Origin of the sequence: Mycobacterium sp. P7213, from assembly GCF_900604305.1 — a bacterium.
Classification (GTDB): Bacteria; Actinomycetota; Actinomycetes; order Mycobacteriales; family Mycobacteriaceae; genus Mycobacterium.
In genome coordinates this window covers 49,770-67,016 of record NZ_UWOA01000012.1, presented here as the reverse complement: position 1 = coordinate 67,016, position 17,247 = coordinate 49,770, and the positions used below count along the sequence as shown (strand labels likewise).

14 protein-coding genes are annotated in these 17,247 nt (G+C 66.7%); 4 read left to right on the top strand and 10 right to left on the bottom strand.

Annotation, left to right across the window (positions count from 1 at the left end; all coding sequences use genetic code 11):
• Positions 1-233 precede the first annotated feature (233 nt).
• The 5 genes from EJK91_RS22305 to EJK91_RS06410 are packed head-to-tail and all read right to left on the bottom strand — an operon-like array spanning position 234 to position 5,993.
• A complete protein-coding gene (locus tag EJK91_RS22305; RefSeq protein ID WP_241178635.1) occupies positions 234-953 on the bottom strand; it encodes a hypothetical protein in 720 nt (239 codons plus the stop codon).
• Positions 950-2,155, bottom strand: coding sequence for an McrC family protein (locus EJK91_RS06425; RefSeq protein ID WP_125078524.1), 1,206 nt, complete (start codon positions 2,153-2,155; stop codon positions 950-952). The genes EJK91_RS22305 and EJK91_RS06425 overlap by 4 nt, the downstream gene beginning before the upstream one ends.
• Positions 2,124-4,367, bottom strand: a complete 2,244-nt coding sequence (locus EJK91_RS06420; RefSeq protein WP_125078523.1) for an McrB family protein — start codon at positions 4,365-4,367, stop codon at positions 2,124-2,126. The genes EJK91_RS06425 and EJK91_RS06420 overlap by 32 nt, the downstream gene beginning before the upstream one ends.
• Positions 4,364-5,542 (bottom strand): hypothetical protein, encoded by a 1,179-nt coding sequence (locus tag EJK91_RS06415; RefSeq protein ID WP_125078522.1) that lies wholly within the window; start codon positions 5,540-5,542, stop codon positions 4,364-4,366. Before EJK91_RS06415 ends, EJK91_RS06420 begins: the two co-directional genes overlap by 4 nt.
• On the bottom strand, positions 5,454-5,993 hold the full coding sequence (locus EJK91_RS06410; protein ID WP_241178634.1) for a hypothetical protein: 540 nt from the start codon (positions 5,991-5,993) through the stop codon (positions 5,454-5,456). Before EJK91_RS06410 ends, EJK91_RS06415 begins: the two co-directional genes overlap by 89 nt.
• A gap of 274 nt (positions 5,994-6,267) precedes the next feature.
• Between EJK91_RS06410 and EJK91_RS06405 the strand changes: the two genes are divergently transcribed.
• From EJK91_RS06405 to EJK91_RS06395, 3 genes are all read left to right on the top strand, one after another.
• Positions 6,268-7,827 (top strand): HNH endonuclease signature motif containing protein, encoded by a 1,560-nt coding sequence (locus EJK91_RS06405; RefSeq protein ID WP_125078521.1) that lies wholly within the window; start codon positions 6,268-6,270, stop codon positions 7,825-7,827.
• A gap of 100 nt (positions 7,828-7,927) precedes the next feature.
• Complete coding sequence (gene acnA / locus EJK91_RS06400) at positions 7,928-10,762, top strand: aconitate hydratase AcnA (protein WP_164517897.1); 2,835 nt, start codon at positions 7,928-7,930, stop codon at positions 10,760-10,762.
• Between the two features lie 14 nt (positions 10,763-10,776).
• Entirely contained in the window at positions 10,777-11,340 is a 564-nt protein-coding gene (locus EJK91_RS06395; RefSeq protein WP_046301042.1) for a TetR/AcrR family transcriptional regulator, read from the top strand.
• A 76-nt stretch (positions 11,341-11,416) separates the two neighbouring features.
• Here the strand turns inward: EJK91_RS06395 and EJK91_RS06390 are convergent, their stop codons facing one another.
• From EJK91_RS06390 to trxA, 4 genes are all read right to left on the bottom strand, one after another.
• On the bottom strand, positions 11,417-11,617 hold the full coding sequence (locus EJK91_RS06390) for a helix-turn-helix domain-containing protein (RefSeq protein ID WP_024443398.1): 201 nt from the start codon (positions 11,615-11,617) through the stop codon (positions 11,417-11,419).
• A 75-nt stretch (positions 11,618-11,692) separates the two neighbouring features.
• Entirely contained in the window at positions 11,693-13,327 is a 1,635-nt protein-coding gene (locus tag EJK91_RS06385) for an ABC-F family ATP-binding cassette domain-containing protein (protein WP_125078520.1), read from the bottom strand.
• A 27-nt stretch (positions 13,328-13,354) separates the two neighbouring features.
• Positions 13,355-14,176 carry an enoyl-CoA hydratase gene (locus EJK91_RS06380; protein ID WP_125078519.1) on the bottom strand — a complete coding sequence of 274 codons (822 nt, stop codon included), beginning with the start codon at positions 14,174-14,176 and terminating at the stop codon, positions 13,355-13,357.
• 26 nt (positions 14,177-14,202) lie between these two features.
• Positions 14,203-14,577: a thioredoxin gene (trxA, locus tag EJK91_RS06375; protein ID WP_024443395.1), complete on the bottom strand. Its 375-nt coding sequence runs from the start codon at positions 14,575-14,577 to the stop codon at positions 14,203-14,205.
• 177 nt (positions 14,578-14,754) lie between these two features.
• Here trxA and EJK91_RS06370 point away from each other — a divergent pair, with 177 nt between their 5' ends.
• Complete coding sequence (locus EJK91_RS06370) at positions 14,755-15,408, top strand: DUF5666 domain-containing protein (protein ID WP_125078518.1); 654 nt, start codon at positions 14,755-14,757, stop codon at positions 15,406-15,408.
• A gap of 28 nt (positions 15,409-15,436) precedes the next feature.
• Here the strand turns inward: EJK91_RS06370 and EJK91_RS06365 are convergent, their stop codons facing one another.
• Positions 15,437-17,170, bottom strand: a complete 1,734-nt coding sequence (locus EJK91_RS06365; RefSeq protein WP_164517896.1) for an amidohydrolase — start codon at positions 17,168-17,170, stop codon at positions 15,437-15,439.
• Positions 17,171-17,247 lie beyond the last annotated feature (77 nt).

The following is a 17,247-nucleotide window of genomic DNA, read 5'->3' as shown; positions in this document are numbered from 1 at the left end:
AACGGCGTATCACACACGTGATGCATGCGATGGCCACCGCGGCATGTACGCAGGCACTGCATGCTCATCGTCATCCTGGTCCGGCAGGACGCGGCGCGCATCGCGCCACGTCATGGAACGCGCGAAACCCAAGACTTTCAGACCTATTGAGACGCCAGAACGGAGAAGGAAACCGCAAAGTGCGCTAGGCGGCTGAGGCACTCCCACAAAAGGGATTGCGCGCGGTACCGGCATCAAGGGTTGATCGCACGTGAAACCCTTTCGCCGACCTCCCACAGCTTGTCGGGGTCGAGACCCGAGACCGGGATCCAGGGCGCAGAACCGGTGTGGTTCAGACCCAGCATCCCTGCCAACTCCGCAAAGCCGGGATGCCCGCTGACGCCTTTGAAGTTGCTCTTCCAGCAGCCGGCAATCATCAACTGCCCCGCATCGACTTTGAATTTATACGGCGGAAACCTCCGCATGAAGGGATAGACGAACATCCCACCACGGGGGCGCTGACCGAAGAAGAGGTGGCAGTAATCGCCCCTCGCCGGAAGCCGGCTGGTCTGCTGCACCAGCTCCAGAACCCTGCGCAGGAAAGCGCGGTCGGATTGATCTTCGACAGCATTGACGAAGTCCTCCGGAGCCCAGGGATCAGTGTCCCGACCGTCGAATTTGATCTTCAGCCCCTGGAACAGTCCGGTACCCGACGTAGCGGTCGCCGATGCTCGGCCCGTCAACCACACCCGCAGACGCTCATCGTTCCCGGGCGAGTCTGCCGAGAGGGTTTCGTCGGCGCGGTTCGGCCGAATTCGGGTGAGGCTGGTGATGGTGTCATCGGATGAGTACTGCACCAGAATTGTGATGCCCTCTTTGCTGAACTCGTCGAGACGCGAGAGATGGTCCACCTCCCAGCCGAACTCGGATGCGAGGTCGAGTGTGTCCAGACGGAATGAGGTCGGGTCGGTCACTGCACTCCTTCTTCGATTGCGGTTGACGAAAGCTGCACAGCCAAGCCATCGATCTGCTGCAGCAGCTCAGCCGGCCGCAGCGCCAAATCAAGCGCGTGGCAGTGGATCACGATGCCGGAGCGCCGCACGGTGTGTACGCTCACCGGTTCATTCCCCTTGGCGTAGATCAGATGTCCCTGCCCCAGCCCTAGGACGGTGCAGTATGCCAGCATCTGATAGAGGTCGGCGTTGGGGAATCCGTCGTAACGTTCGGCCTTGTACTTGGCGTCGATGACCGCCACCGGGACCCCATGCTTTCGGCAGAGTAGGTCGGGGCGCATCGCAGTCTGGCGTTCATCGTCGAGGTGCAGTGACGCCTGCTGTTCACACCGCCATCCCGACGCTGTCAATGCCTCGGTGAGTGCGACGGTCACGAAGTCCTCGAACACCCGCCACATATCGAACATGTAGCCGGTCACCCGCAGACCCCCAGCGCGGTGTTCGAAAGACTCGGCGGCAAGCACGATCTCGGCCAAGCGCAGCGCCGAATGGTAACGGGAGTTGAGCCGGGTGGGCTGCCAGCGGGGCAGGGCGGCGCCGCGGGAGAGCACTGAGACGTCGGCGAGGGTTCGCCGCAGCCGCCGCAGTCGGCGTCTGGCCGTTTCGGTGATCCGCGGCACGCTCAGCAGCCGTAGCGCGGCGGCCAGCAACAGCTGGTTCTCGGCGATGTCGACGGTGAAGTCGTCGTATTCGACCGCGACCGGCACCGGGAGGCCGTAGAGCCGGGTCATCTGCTCGGCGGCGAGCAGCCGCCCACGCAGCACCGGCAGGGTATCGCGCACCGTGCGGTAGCCCTGCAGAACTCCCTGGTCGACGGCGCGCGAGGCAAGCCGGCTGAAGGCTTCGGCGATGCCGGGCAGCAGTTCGTCGGCGCTGATGAGGTCGACCTGATCATCGCGCCAGATTCGTTGGTCTTTGGCATATCCGATCAAGAACAACAGTCGGTTCAGGTCGGCGATCTTGGGGCGGACGATGAGCTGACGCTCCCCTACCGTGACCGCGCCGACCTTGCGGCCGGCGGCGACCTCGTAGCGGCCGGGGTCGTGCGTCGGGGTCACCGTGACCAGACTGAGTTGCTGGAATGCGCGGTATTCGCCACCGGTCAGCTCGATGGTCTGCGAATCGCCGCCCTCAGTGAGGATCAGCGGCGACGGCGCTGTCATCGTGTTCCACAGTCGAGACGGCAGGCGGGTAGGCGACGTCGACACCGGCCTGCACCGCCTTTTGGATCGCCGCCAACCCGTATCGGGTGATCACATCCACCGAACGGTCGCCGTAGTGGTGCTCTTCGAGCAGCGGCAGGATGGCGGTGCGCCACACCCGCTCCAGCCCGCGCTCGTCACCGTCGTAGATCGCCCGCCGCATGAAGTACGACGGCCCGATCTTGAAGTCGGCGTCATCGATGCGGGCATTGAGCTCGTCGAGCAGATCAGCGGCCTCGCTCGGGTGGCCGTTGTCGGCCAGCCATTTGCGCAGGATGCCGCTGGTGGGTTCCTCCGAGGGGTGCAGGGCCAGGAAGGCGAATCGGCGCCGCATCGCCGCATCGACCAGGGCGATGGAGCGGTCGGCGGTGTTCATCGTGCCCAGGATGACGATGTTTTTCGGCAGCGTGAACGGTTCGGTGTCATCGGAGGAGTACAGCAGGTCGATCGCCTTGTCGCGGTACTCCAGCAGGAAGTACAGCTCGCCGAAGATCTTGGCGAGGTTGCCCCGGTTGATCTCGTCGATGATCAAGACGTAGACCGCGGTCGGATTCTCGTTGGCCCGGTCCACCAGGGATCGCAGCGGCCCGGGTTTGAGCGCGAACCCGACCTGCCCTCCGCTCTGACCGGTGGGCCGGTAGCCCTCAAAAAAGTCCTCGTAGGAGTAAGCGGGGTGGAACTGGACGATCTTGACATTGGGTTCGGTGGCCAGATGGCGGGCAAGTTCCTGGGCGATGTAGGTCTTACCGGTGCCCGGTGGGCCGTAGAAGATCAGCTGCGGGCGGTCCCGCAACAGCTCAACACATTCCTGCAACCACCACCGTGGCACGTAAAGTCGTTCGGCCAGTTCGGCCGTGGCGTCCGGCAGGTGCATCGCGGCCGCGCCGGCCGGGGGCTGTCGACGCTCGGCCAACGCGACCAGGGTCTCGAGGTGCTGACTCAGATCGAGCACCTCGCCCTGAGCACCCAGTCGGGCGGCGACCTCATCGGGCAGCTCGGCCAGGAGCAGCGAGTTGTCGTACCACTTGACCGGACGACGCAGGTTGGAACGTCCATCGCTGCTGTTGACGTACTCGGCATCCCCGGTGATAACCCCGAAGTACACTCGGCCCTGGCTGACGGTGACGACGACGTCCTGGGGGTGCATGCGGTTGAGGAACGCCCCGAACTCGTCGAGCTTCTCCTGGCGCTGAGCGTAGCCCGAGGATCCGTAGTCCTCGTCGACGATCGCTTTCAGTTCGTCGCGGCCGATGCCGGGCGTGACCGAGCGCAGCAGGCTGGCGGCCAACGAGACGGTGCTCTTGCGCCGCCAGATCGGCACCATGTCTTGGCCTTTGACACCTGCACCGTGCACTTTCCAGGCGTGCTGGACGGGCGGCTCGGGTTTCTTCAGCCAGCGGTCGATCCACGGTTTGGCGTAAAGGTCGACATGCCCGCCCTCCGCTTCGGTGATGGCCTCGTAAATTTGCGCGATATCGGCGTCGAGGTCCCCGGTCGGGCTCGCCAGGTATGTATCGGCGAAGCTGTTGCGCAGCAGCTTTCGGTGCTCGACATTGACGACCGGCAAATAGAAGTGGGGGAAAGCCAGGTACAGAAGCGATTGGCGTTGTGCCGCCTGACCGGTGGGTACGGCATTGACCTCCTCGCGGAAGATCAGCGGATCGCCCAGTGCATCGACCTGCCGCTGCCCGGGCAGCGACTTGAAGTGGCGAGCAACCTCAATGAGGTAGACAATCTGCGCCCAACGGTAAGTGGTGAAGGCTTGCCCTCCGTGGAACACGCCACCGCCCGCGAGGGCAGCTTCGACATCCTCCGGCAGTGCCACCGGGTCGCCGCTCATTCTCAGCACGCTCTCGACCTGTTTGACCTTCAGCGCCCCGCCCAAGTTCTCAATGGGAAGCGTATTGAGGATCAGCAGTTCGGCGAACAACTGCACGGCGGCCGGCGACGAGTCGGCCAACTGAAGCTGCAGCTTTTCGAAAAAGCCGCCGGGACCGGCGTTGGGCCGGTCCACATAGTCGCGGGTCAGCTCGTCCAGGTTCGCCACCGTCCAGATCGGTTGACCGGGCGTCAGCAGCGAGTCGTCTTTGCCCAGACCCGAATCGATGATGCGCCGGCCGACGGCTTCGACCGCGACGGCGGCTCCACTGGCGAACGTCCCTACCGCGTTCATCGCGCACCTACTTTGCTCTTCGTGCTCGGATTGTCCAGCGGCGACGTGTACGGAACTCCGGTGCGCTCAGCTTCGGCCATCGCGTCGTAGACCTCCAGGATCATTTTCTTGGTGCGGAATTCGCCGTGCTCGGCGATGTCCTTGCGTTTGACGATCGGGAACGTCTCCATGATGTAGTCGACGTCGTCGCGTTCGATGCCGTAGAGGCGGAAGAACGCGGCGTCGAGTTCAGCGCGCAGCGCAGATCGGAACTCAGTCGATCCCCAGCCGTCGGACCTTAGCCAATCGACCCGCCATGCCAGCCACTTATCGGTGACCTCACCTGCCGACCACGGAGTATCCGCCGTCAGGGTGCTAGGCCACGGAACCGGTGTCTGATAGACGGTGAAGTACTTGAGGTGGGTACCACCTACCTTCTGCCGCGTTGCGAAATCGTAGGCGAAGCTGGAAAGACACGCCACGAGGGGTCTTGGATCATAGGAGGGGAGCATCAGAAGAGTGCCGTCCGGCGTGGCGGTCAACGGCAGAATCGAGCAGATCATTGTCCGTTCATCAGTGCTTCTGCAAATGTCTCGCCACCCCAGCAGCCAGTCACGATCCCAGCGCCCCTCAAGCTTGGCATCAACTTCCCGCTTGTCCACCCAATACCTCGGCATGACAACGAAGTTCGGGTCCTGCTTCTCTGCCAGCGTGACGTCGCGGACGGTGCCGTCGCGCTCGTAGGTGGCCCAACGATGGTCGTAGTGGTGGATCATCTTCGCCTCGTACAGCGGCAACATCCGCTCCTCGCCCCGCTCGAACACGTTTCCGCGCAGCACCCACCCCTCGGCTTCCAACTCCTCGCGCGTGTGGAACAGCCCCGAGTCGTTGGACATATCAAACATCCGTATGAACTTGATGCCCCACGGGTTTCCGTCGGGATCGCCTTCGCGGATGAGGATGGGCACCCGGCGGTAGATGCCGAGGGTGATCTCGGCGTCGCGGCGGCTGCGGAACACCGGGCAGGTGCCGGTGTTGGGGTTGAGCAGGGGGATCTCGTCGGGGCTGAGCGTGAAACGAACATTGGGGCGTTGCAGGTCGGTGGGGTCATGGGCGAAGAACGCGAAATCGGCCTCCGCTTCGCGGGCGTCCCGCCCGACCAGGGTGAGCAGACAAAACTTGAAACTGCGATGCACGCCTTCGAAGAGCGGTTTTGCATTTTCGAAGTCGTAGAGGCTGGCGATGGAACCGTGCTCGACGAGATCCTTGAAGAAGTACTGCCAGCGACTTGCCCGACCCGGTGCCGGTGGTCAGCACATAGCTGTTGCCGGATCGGGCGGTTTCAATCGCCTCACGTTGATGACGGTGCAGGGTGATCGGCGCGGTGCCGACATCCGCAATGTGGCGTTTAGGGCGGAATATCTCTTCACATTCGGGGTGAAGCAAACCCTCAGCGACCAGGGCGTCGATCGAGCCGCCCGAGGCAAACATCGGGTTCAGTGACAGCCACGGCTCAGGCCACTGCGCCTGCCTGGCCAGCTCGTCTTGGACGTGCTGGCTGACCCGCGGGTCACGCGGCTCGATGGCGCTGGTCGTGAACAGCCGGTAGTCGTCGATCAGATCTTTGTGTACGCGGAAGATGTCCATTGGGATCACCTAGCGGCGTTCAACGGGACGGCCCAACAGAAACCCTTTCCGACCAGCGTGCTCATGCCTGTGAAGAAACATACCGGGGGCTACCGACATTGGCGGCCGACTCGGAGAAGGCGTGAGACAACCGGTACTTCGCTATCGCCCCCATCCGGCTGTTCCTTCCCGGGGCCGACGACGGGCGCTATCGCTGGGCGAGGACCGTCACTCAGTCAGCCGTGGTCATCGACAGTGATCACACTTGTCGGACCCCCCTATTACTATCGAAAATATGTTCGAACCGCCGATGTCGTGCGATCTGGCAGACCAGCCGGATCTGGCCGTCGCCGACGAGGCCACGCTGGCCGCGGAGGTCAGCCGGTGGGCTCGAGCTGAAGCGATGGCCGCTTCCCGGCGACTGGCCGCGATCGCGGAGCTGACCGCCCGACGCTGCTCCAACGATCCCGACGACCGGGACGGCCGGTCCCGCTGGGCGTGTGACGACTGGGATGGGGTGGCCGCCGAGGTCAGCGCCGGCTGCGCCATCAGCCACGGCAAGGCTTCCGGGCAGATGTACCTCGCCGTGGCGCTGCGCAACCGGCTGCCCAAAGTCGCCGCACTGCTGGCCGCCGGGCGCATCACCGCCGCGCTGGCAGCCACGATCTCCTGGCACACCACCTTGATCGTCAACCCGGCGGTGCTGGCGCTGGTCGACACCACCCTGGCCGCCGACGCACTGCACTACGGGCCACTGTCGCAGGACAAGACCGCCCAGGCCATCGACGCGATCATCGAAACCCACGACAGCGCCGCGCTGCGCCGGGGCCGGATCCTGGCCCGCTCGCGTGATCTGGTCATCGACAAACGCAGCACCGGCCACGGCACCACCCCGCTGTGGGGTCGGCTCTACGCCCACGACGCTGAGGCCCTCGACCGCCGCCTGATGGCGATGGCCCATGGAGTCTGCGACGACGACCCACGCACCATCGCCCAACGCCGCGCCGACGCCCTCGGCGCCCTGGCCGCCGGGTCGCAGACGCTGGCGTGTGCCTGCGGCAACCAATCCTGCCCCGCCCAGACCTCGGCAGACACCGGCGCGGATGACTCACGCACACCGGCGCCGGGCCGGACGGTCATCCACGTCGTCGCCCACGCCGAGACCGTGCAAAGCCCCACCGACGCCCACCGCAACGGCGAGGAGTCACCAACCCCTCCCGATCGCCCCGACGATCTGTTCGCCCCGGCACGCGGCCCCGACCCGGATCCGCCGCCGAAGACCCCGCCAGCATTGGTACTCGGCGGCCCGGCGCTGCCGGCACCGCTGGTGGCCGAACTCCTCGCCCGCGGCGCGATCGTGCGCACCATCCGCCACCCGGGCCCCGAGAGCCCACCGGAGCCGGGCTATCGACCCTCGACCGCCCTGGATGAATTCGTGCGGGCACGCGATATGACGTGCCGGTTTCCCGGTTGCGACCGCCCGGCGCAGGCCTGCGATATCGACCACGCCATCGCCTACCCTGCCGGGCCGACTCACCCGACCAATTTGCGCTGTTTGTGCCGAAAACATCACTTGCTGAAAACTTTTCACCATTGGCGAGATCGGCAGCGCCCTGGCGGGTCTATCGAATGGACCAGCCCCACCGGGGCTACCTACACCACCTACCCCGGCAGCCGCTTGCTGTTCCCGTCGCTGTGCGCCTCCACCGGCGCGCTACCACTCGCCGCGACCGGCACCGCCCGCGCACCCGGGCACACCCTGATGATGCCCACCCGCACCCGGACCCGGGCTCAGAACCGCGCTCGGGCCATCACCGCCGAACGCGCCCGAAACACCAAGCCGCCGCCCAGGTGAGGCCAACCTTACTTTATACAGGACAATCGTACTGTTAGGGTTGTGTCGCCCGTCGGCGCGGACCCGTCGATGGATGAGAACTCGATCTCGGGGAGTTGAAGTGACCAGCAAAGATTCGGTGAATTCGTTCGGAGCCCGCGCCACCCTGACCGTGGGTGAGAAGGACTATGAGATCTACCGCCTCGATGCCGTCCCCGGCACCGAGAAACTCCCCTACAGCCTCAAGGTGCTGGCCGAGAACCTGCTGCGCACCGAGGACGGCGCCAACATCACCAAAGATCACATCAACGCGATCGCCAATTGGGACCCGGCCGCCGAGCCGAGCATCGAGATCCAGTTCACCCCGGCCCGGGTGATCATGCAGGACTTCACCGGTGTGCCCTGCGTCGTCGACCTGGCCACCATGCGTGAAGCCGTAACCGCCCTGGGCGGCGACCCCAACAAGGTCAACCCGCTCTCGCCCGCCGAGATGGTCATCGACCACTCCGTGATCCTCGACGTCTTCGGCACCGCCGACGCCTTCGAGCGCAATGTCGAGCTGGAGTACCAGCGCAACGCCGAGCGCTACCAGTTCCTGCGTTGGGGCCAAGGCGCTTTCGATGACTTCAAGGTCGTCCCGCCGGGCACCGGGATCGTGCATCAGGTCAACATCGAGTACCTGGCCCGCACCGTGATGGTCCGTGACGGGAAGGCCTACCCCGACACCTGTGTCGGCACCGACAGCCACACGACCATGCAGAACGGCCTGGGCGTGCTGGGCTGGGGCGTCGGCGGCATCGAGGCCGAGGCCGCCATGCTGGGCCAGCCGGTGTCGATGCTGATCCCCCGCGTCGTCGGCTTCAAGCTGACCGGCGAGATCCAGCCGGGCGTCACCGCCACCGACGTGGTGCTCACCGTCACCGACATGCTGCGTAAGCACGGGGTGGTCGGCAAGTTCGTCGAGTTCTACGGCAAGGGCGTCGCTGAGGTGCCGCTGGCCAACCGCGCCACCCTGGGCAACATGAGCCCCGAATTCGGCTCGACCTGCGCGATCTTCCCGATCGACGCCGAGACCATCAACTACCTGCGGCTGACCGGCCGCACCGACGAGCAGCTCGCGCTGGTCGAGGCCTACGCCAAGGCCCAGGGCATGTGGCACAACCCCGATCGCGAGCCGGCCTTCTCCGAGTACCTGGAGCTGGACCTGTCCACCGTGGTCCCGTCGATCGCCGGCCCGAAGCGTCCGCAGGACCGAATCCTGTTGTCGGAGAGCAAGGTCGCTTTCCGCAAAGACATCCACAACTACGTCGAAGAGCAGCACCCGACGCCGGAGACCAAGCTCGACGAAGCCATCGAGGAATCCTTCCCGGCCTCCGACCCGGTCTCGCTGTCCTTCGCCGACGACGGTGCCGTGGACGTGCAGTCCGCCGCCAACGGCGCCGAGGGCCGGCCGAGCAAGCCGGTGCGGGTCAAGGGCGAGCGCGGCGAGTTCATCCTCGACCACGGCGCCGTCGCGGTCGCGGGTATCACCTCGTGCACCAACACCTCCAACCCCTCGGTGATGATCGGTGCGGCCCTGCTGGCCCGCAACGCCGTCGAGAAGGGCCTGTCGTCCAAGCCGTGGGTGAAGACCAACATGGCGCCGGGCAGCCAGGTCGTGACCGACTACTACGAGAAGGCCGGCCTGTGGCCCTACCTGGAGAAGCTCGGCTTCTACCTCGGCGGTTACGGCTGCACCACCTGTATCGGTAACACCGGCCCGCTGCCCGAGGAGATCTCCAAGGCGGTCAACGAGGAAGACCTGACCGTCACCGCGGTGCTGTCGGGTAACCGCAACTTCGAGGGCCGCATCTCCCCCGACGTCAAGATGAACTACCTGGCTTCGCCGCCGCTGGTGATCGCCTACGCCCTGGCCGGCACCATGGACTTCGACTTCGAGACCGATTCCCTGGGCAAGGACTCGGACGGCAACGACGTCTTCCTGCGCGACATCTGGCCGTCGGCCCAGGAGATCGACGACACCATCAAGTCCGCGATCAACCAGGACATGTTCCGCAAGTCCTACGCCGACGTGTTCAAGGGCGACGAGAACTGGCGCAACCTGCCCACCCCGGACGGCGACACCTTCGCCTGGGACGACGCGTCGACCTACGTGCGCAAGGCGCCGTACTTCGACGGTATGGGGCTCGAGCCCGAGCCGGTCTCCGACATCAAGGGCGCCCGGGTGATGGCCCTGCTGGGCGACTCGGTGACCACCGACCACATCAGCCCGGCCGGCCCGATCAAGCCCGGCACCCCGGCTGCGGACTACCTGGATTCCCACGGCGTGGCGCGCAAGGACTACAACTCGCTGGGCAGCCGTCGCGGCAACCACGAGGTCATGGTCCGCGGCACCTTCGCCAACATCCGGCTGCAGAACCGGGTGCTCGACACCATCGGGCTGGAGGGCACCCAGGGCGGCTACACCCGCGACTTCACCCAGGAGGGCGGCCCGAAGGAGTTCATCTACAACGCCTGCGTGAACTACCAGAAGGCCGGCATTCCGCTGGTGGTGCTCGGCGGCAAGGAGTACGGCTCCGGCTCGTCGCGTGACTGGGCGGCCAAGGGCACCACGCTGCTGGGTGTGAAGGCCGTCATCACCGAGTCCTTCGAGCGCATCCACCGTTCGAACCTGATCGGTATGGGCGTGATCCCGCTGCAGTTCCCGGTCGGTGAGAGCGCCCAGTCACTGGGCCTGGACGGCACCGAGACCTTCGACATCGTCGGCATCGAAGAACTCAACGCCGGCAAGACGCCGAAGACGGTCAAGGTCACCGCCACCAAGGAGAATGGTGACAAGGTCGAATTCGACGCGGTGGTGCGCATCGACACCCCCGGTGAGGCCGACTACTACCGCAACGGCGGCATCTTGCAGTACGTGCTGCGCAACATGTTGAAGTCGGCTCAGACCGCGTAGACGGCGATCACTCGATGCCCAGGGTCAGCGAGGATCATCTGGCGGCCCGGCGCCGCCAGATCCTCGATGGCGCGCGGCGCTGCTTCGCCGCCTACGGCTACGACCAGGCGACGGTACGACGACTGGAGCAGATGATCGGGCTGTCGCGCGGGGCGATCTTCCATCACTTCCGCGATAAGGACACACTGTTCTTCGAGTTGGCGCGCGAGGACGCGCAGCGGATGGCTGATCTGGCCTCGCGCGAGGGCCTGATCGGCGTGATGCGGGACATGCTCGCGGCGCCGGAGCAGTTCGACTGGCTGGCCACCCGACTGGAGATCGCCCGCAAACTGCGTCACGACCCGGAGTTCAGCCAGGGCTGGGCGGAGCGATCGGCCGAATTGGCTGCTGCCGCAACGGATCGGCTGCATCGACAGAAGCAAGCCGGCCGGGTGCGCGACGACGTCCCCGGCGACGTGTTGCACTGCTATCTGGATCTGGTACTCGACGGCCTGGTCGCGCGACTGGCCTCGGGCGAAGATCCACAGCGACTGTCAGCGGTCCTCGACCTGGTCGAGGATTCGGTGCGGCAGAGCTGATTTCGCTGCGCAGTGACGCCGACCCGCTACGCCCGGCTTCGCCGCGCTCGCGGTCGGCCGCGCGGCTGCGCAGTGGCTAGCGAGATCGGGTGCGGTGGTTGGGCCCACCGCGGCTGCGCATCGCCACACCCGACTCGCGCAGCATGCTGTGCACGGATCCGTACGATCGGCCGGTCGAGGCCGCCAGGGTCCGGATGCTCGCCCCGCCCTCGTAGGCGCTCCGCAACTCGACCAGTTGACGATCGCGTTGCTTGTTCGGTTTCGTCGTTGTCGCCACGTCCCACCATCCCCTCGCCGGCCCAACGGGTTCAGCGTAAGAAGACGGTGCCGCCACCGGGCGACTTTGAGGGAATCAGGCGAGCTCGATCAGATCCCGGTAGTCCGCCGACCAGTGATCCTCGGTGCCATCGGGCAGCAACACCACCCGCTGCGGGTCGAGCGCCTCGGCCGCGCCCGGGTCGTGGGTGACCAGCACCACCGCACCGGCATAGCTGCGCAGCGCGTCGAGTACCTGCTCACGTGACGCCGGGTCGAGGTTGTTGGTCGGCTCGTCGAGCAGCAGCACGTTCGCGGTGGATGCCACCAGACCGGCCAGCGCCAGTCGGGTCTTCTCACCGCCGGACAGCGTGCCGGCCGGTTGCTCCAGCTGCGGCCCGGTGAACATGAACGCGCCCAGCAGTCCCCGCAGATCCTGCTCGGAGGTGTCGGGGGCCGCGTGCAAAATGTTCTCCCACACCGTCGCGGCGTTGTCGATGGTGTCGTGCTCCTGGGCGAAGTAGCCGATCTTGCAGCCGTATCCGGGCTCCAACTGACCCGCGTCGGGGGTTTCGACGCCGGCGAGCAGTCGCAGCAGGGTGGTCTTGCCGGCCCCATTGAGGCCCAGCACGACAACGCGCGAGCCCCGGTCGATGGCCAGGTCGACACCGGTGAAGATCTCCAGCGAGCCGTAGACCTTGGTCAGCCCAGATGCCATCAATGGGGTTTTCCCGCAGGCCGACGGGGTGGGGAACTTGATCCGGGCGACCTTGTCGGCGACCCGTTCCTCATCCAGCGCCGCCAGCATCCGGTCGGCGCGACGCAACATGTTCTGCGCGGCAACGGCTTTGGTGGCTTTGGCGCCCAGCTTCGCGGCCTGGTTGCGCAGCGCGGCGACCTTGCGTTCGGCGTTGGCCCGCTCCCGGCGGCGACGCTGCTCATCGGTGGCTCGGGCGTCGAGGTACTTCTGCCAGCCCATGTTGTAGACGTCGGCCTCGCCGCGCACCGCATCGAGGAACCACACCCGGTTGACCACGTCGGCCAACAGGTCCACGTCGTGGCTGATCAGGACCAGTCCCCCGCTGTGGTTCTTCAGGAAGTCCCGCAGCCAGCCGATGGAGTCCGCGTCGAGGTGGTTGGTCGGTTCGTCGAGCAGCAGGGTGGTCTGGTTCGAGCCGCCCGCTCCCGCTTCTGAGGCGGCGAACAGGATCCGGGCCAGTTCCACGCGGCGGCGCTGTCCGCCGGACAGAGTGCGCAGCGGCTGGGTCAGCACCCGGTCGGGCAGGCCCAGGCTGGTGCAGATCCGGCCCGCCTCGCTCTCGGCGGCGTAGCCGCCCAGGGCGGAGAAGCGCTCTTCGAGCTGGCCGTAGCGGCGGATGGCACGGTCGCGCTCGGTCTCGTCGACGACCTCGGCCATCCGTACCTGCTGCTTCTCCAGGTCGGCCAGGATGGCGTCCAGGCCTCGGGCTGACAGCACCCGGTCGCGCGCCAGGACGTCGAGGTTGCCTTCCCTAGGGTCCTGCGGCAGGTAGCCCACCTCGCCGGTGCGGGTGATGGTGCCGGCGTAGGGCTCACCTTCACCGGCCAGGATGCGCAGCGTCGTCGTCTTGCCGGCGCCGTTACGGCCGACCAGACCGATCCGGTCGCCGGGTTGCACCCGCAGCACCGAGTCCACCGAGTCGAGCAGGGTGCGCGCTCCGGCGCGGACCTCCAGGCCCGTTGCGGTAATCACGCGCGCGTACTCCTGTCGTGGTTATTGCTACTTATCGTCAGTGAAGGCAGGCGGGCGCTTCTCGGCGCGCGCAGCGACGGCTTCCTCGAAGTTGCTGGTCAGCAGGCGCACGTAGAGCTGTCCGAGCCCCTCGGCCTGCATGTGCCCCTCCAGACTACCGGCGTCGAGTCCGCTCCAGAGCGTCCGCTTGGTCAATTCGGCCCCCGGCCGGGAGAAGCCGGCGATCCGCTCGGCCATGTCGTAGCAGGTGTCCAGCAGGTCCGGCTGCTCCACCACGCGCGAGACCAGGCCGATTCGCTCGGCCTCGGCGGCGTCGACGTCGCGGCCGGTGAGCATGATCTCGAACGCCCGCGACGCCCCGATCGCTCGGGGCAACAAGTAACTCAGGCCCAGCTCACTGGCGGTCAACCCGTTGTTGATGCCGGCCGCCCGAAAGTAGGCGCCCGACGCGGCGACCCGGATGTCGGCCGCCAGCGCCAGGCACAGCCCGCCCCCGATGGCCGCCCCGTTGACCGCGGCGATCACCGGCTGGTGCAGGCGCCGTAGGCCCAGGATGATGTCGTCGAGGAGTTCCATCGAGCGCAGCCCGAATGTGGGCCGGGTCAGGCCGGCCACATTGGGCACCGAACCCGCGGACTTGTGGTCAGCGCCCGAGGAGAACCCGCGGCCCGCCCCGGTCAGCACCACCACCCGCACCGAGTTGTCGTAGCTGACTTCTGCCAGCACGTCGCGTAGCGGAACCATGACGTCGAACGCCATGGAGTTCATCCGCTCCGGGCGGTTCAGCGTGATCAGGGCGACGTGCGGGCGTGGGCGCTCGACCAGGACGAATTCGGATTCGGAAGACACGGATGCACGCTATCGCGTGCGCGCACTCAGACCTGCTCGGGCTTGCCGGCAGCGGCCTGCTCGGCCAGGGCGGCCTCGACGTCGAGGTCCTTGACCTGCTGGACCAGGTTCTCCAACGCCGCAGCGGGTAGGGCGCCGGCCTGGTTGAACACCAGGGTGCCCTTCTTGAACGCCATCAGGGTGGGAATGGAGCGGATCTGGGCGGCAGCGGCCAGCTGCTGCTCGGCTTCGGTATCGACCTTGGCGAACACCACGTCGGGGTGCTTCTCGGAGACAGCCGCGAACGTCGGCGCGAACGATCGACACGGTCCACACCAGGACGCCCAGAAGTCGACGAGCACGATGTCGTTGTCGGCGATGGTTTCTTCGAACTTCGCTGCGGTGAGGTCTTGGGTTGCCATGATTGGGGTAACGCCCGGACGCCTCCCGGTGTTCCCGGCGGCCGTCGCGCAGGTGCCGAGTGGTCTACACAGCGGGCTCACAGCTCAGAGCTAGCTGCCCGCTAACTCGACCATCGACGGTGGTAGCACCGGTCGGCGGTATCCACCGTCGCCGATATCAACGAACGGAGACTGCCGATGTCCCCCCGCCCGAGCACACCCACCCACACGATCCGCGCCCTGACCGGAGTGACCGCACTGTTCGCGGCCGGGATGTTCGTCCCGGCATTGGCGCACGCCCAGGGCGACCACGTGATGGGTTCGGTCTCCTCGGTGTCCGGCGACACCTTCGAGGTGGCCCGCTCGGCCGGCACCACCACCGTTTCGTTGGCCGATGACACCCGGATTTTCGAATCGGTGCCCGCCCAGCGCGGCGAGATCACCGCCGGCACCTGCATCAAGGCCGGTGCCGGTCGCGACAGCGCCCCGGCCGACGACGGCGCCATCACCGCGAAGTTCGTGGCGATCAGCACCACGGTCGACGGCCAGTGCCCGCAGCGGCCCGCCGCCGCGGCCGACGCTCCGGCGCCGGCGAAGCCGTACCATGGCGTACGCGGTGTGGTCGAGTCGGTCTCCGGCGACACCCTGACCGTCAGCGGCCCGTCCGGCCCGACCACCGTCACGCTCAACGACAGCACCCGCTTCCGCCGGATGGTCGCCGTCAGCGCGCCGTCGATCAGCCCCGGAAAGTGTGTCGCCGCCGGCGGGACCACCGACGGCGACGGTGTGCTGCAGGCACGCCGGGTCACCGTGTGGGCGGCCAACGGCGATTGCCTCGAGCGGCCCGCGTAGCGGGCCCCAGGCGCCCGCTCGCCAACCCCTACCCCAGCACCTTCCCGTAGGTCTGCCGACCCATCAGATAAGTGGCCTCCACAGCCACGTCGCGCAGGTCTTCCGGCGGAATCCGGCGAGGGTTGTGCGACAGCACCACGAGGTCGGCGTACTTGCCGGGTTCCAGGCTGCCGATCTCGGTGTCCAGCCGCAGTTGCCAGGCGGCGTTGAGGGTCTGCGCCCTGATCGCCGCATCGACGCCGATGCGCTGCTCGGGGGCCAGCACCCGGCCGCTGCCCTTGGCGATCCGGTTCACCGCGGTGGCGATGTTGCCGATCGGATTGGGCGGGGTGACGGTGCCGTCATTGTGGAACGACAGCCGCAGGCCGGCGTCGACAGCGGAACGCGCCGACATCCAGTGCGAGCCGTGATCGGGGCCGAACAACTTGTCCACCAACACATCTCCCCAGAAATAGAGGTGTTCGATGAACAGGCTGGGGGTGATTCCCAGCTTGGCGGCCCGCGCGAACTGATCGGGTCGCATGGCCCCGACGTGTTCGAGCCGGGGTCGTAGCGCCGGCGGTGTGCGCGCCTGTTCGAAGGCGTCCAGCACCACGTCGATCGCGGCATCGCCGTGGACGTGGCAGGAGACCTGCCAATGCTGATCGACGAAGGCTTTGGTCAGTTCCTGGATCTGCTCGGGCGAGTAGTTCATCCTGCCGCGGTGGTCGGGTCCCAGCCCCATGTTCGCGGTGGTGCCGTTGGTCAGATACGGGAAGGTGGTGAAGATGTTGCCCTGCCAGGGCGAACCGTCCGCCCACATCTTCATCCCGATCTTGTCGAACAGGACGTCGGCGCGGGCTCGCTTGCCGCGAACATTCTTCGAATCCGCAGCCAGATCTGCGGTGCCGATCTCATAGGCCCGCACCCGCACCGCGCAGTCGGCCTGCTGGGCGAGCTTGCCGAACACCTCAGACTGGGCACGTGCGTCATAGGAATGCTCGGTGGCCGTGGCGATTCCCGCGCGCGCGAGTTGCGCGTAGGCCCAGCGCAGGTTATCCCCGGCGTTGGCCATGATCGCCCCGGAGAACGGCGCGATCAACGCCATCACCGCCGCCGCCTCACGCACCTCGCCGGTCAGCTGTCCGTCGGGTCCGTGGAGGTACTGCGCTCCGGCCGGGTTGGGGGTGGTTTTGGTGATGCCGGCCGCGGTGAACGCGGCGGTGTTGCCGTAGGCGGCGTGGCCGCTGTTGGAGATGATCACCACGGGGTTGTTCGGGGCGAGCCGGGACAGTTCGGCCCGGGTGAAGGGCTGTAGCCCGGTCTGCAGCAGCGGATCCACCCCGTTGAGCAGAATCGGCTGGCCCTTGGGGGTGTCTGCCACGGCCTCGGCCAGCTTGGCGAATACCCCGTTGGCGGTGGGGACGGTGAAGGGCCGCACGTCGATGGCCGGTGGGGCCAGGGTGGAGCCCATTTCGAAGGGATGCCCATGCGGCTCCACGAACGCCGGTAGCAGCGCCCGGCCGCGCAGGTCGATGACGGTGGTGTCCGACCCACGCAGTCGCAGCACGTCGTCGGCTGCGCCGACCTGGCTGATCCGTCCGCCGGTGACGGCGAGTGCTTCGGCTTCCGGGGCGCCGGGTGCCACTGTCACCACCGGGCCACCGACGAAGATCGTGTCGGCCCCCGGCCCTCGTGATCCGCACCCGGCGAGCCCACCGACGGCTGTGCCGGCCGCGGCGGCAGCCATCCCGGCCATAAACCGTCGTCTGCTTGTCGTCACCGTGTCCGCTCGTTTTCGGTCGCAGTCACGCGACGAGTATGGCAGCGCCCGCCTCCCGGGCCGCCGGCCGGGACACA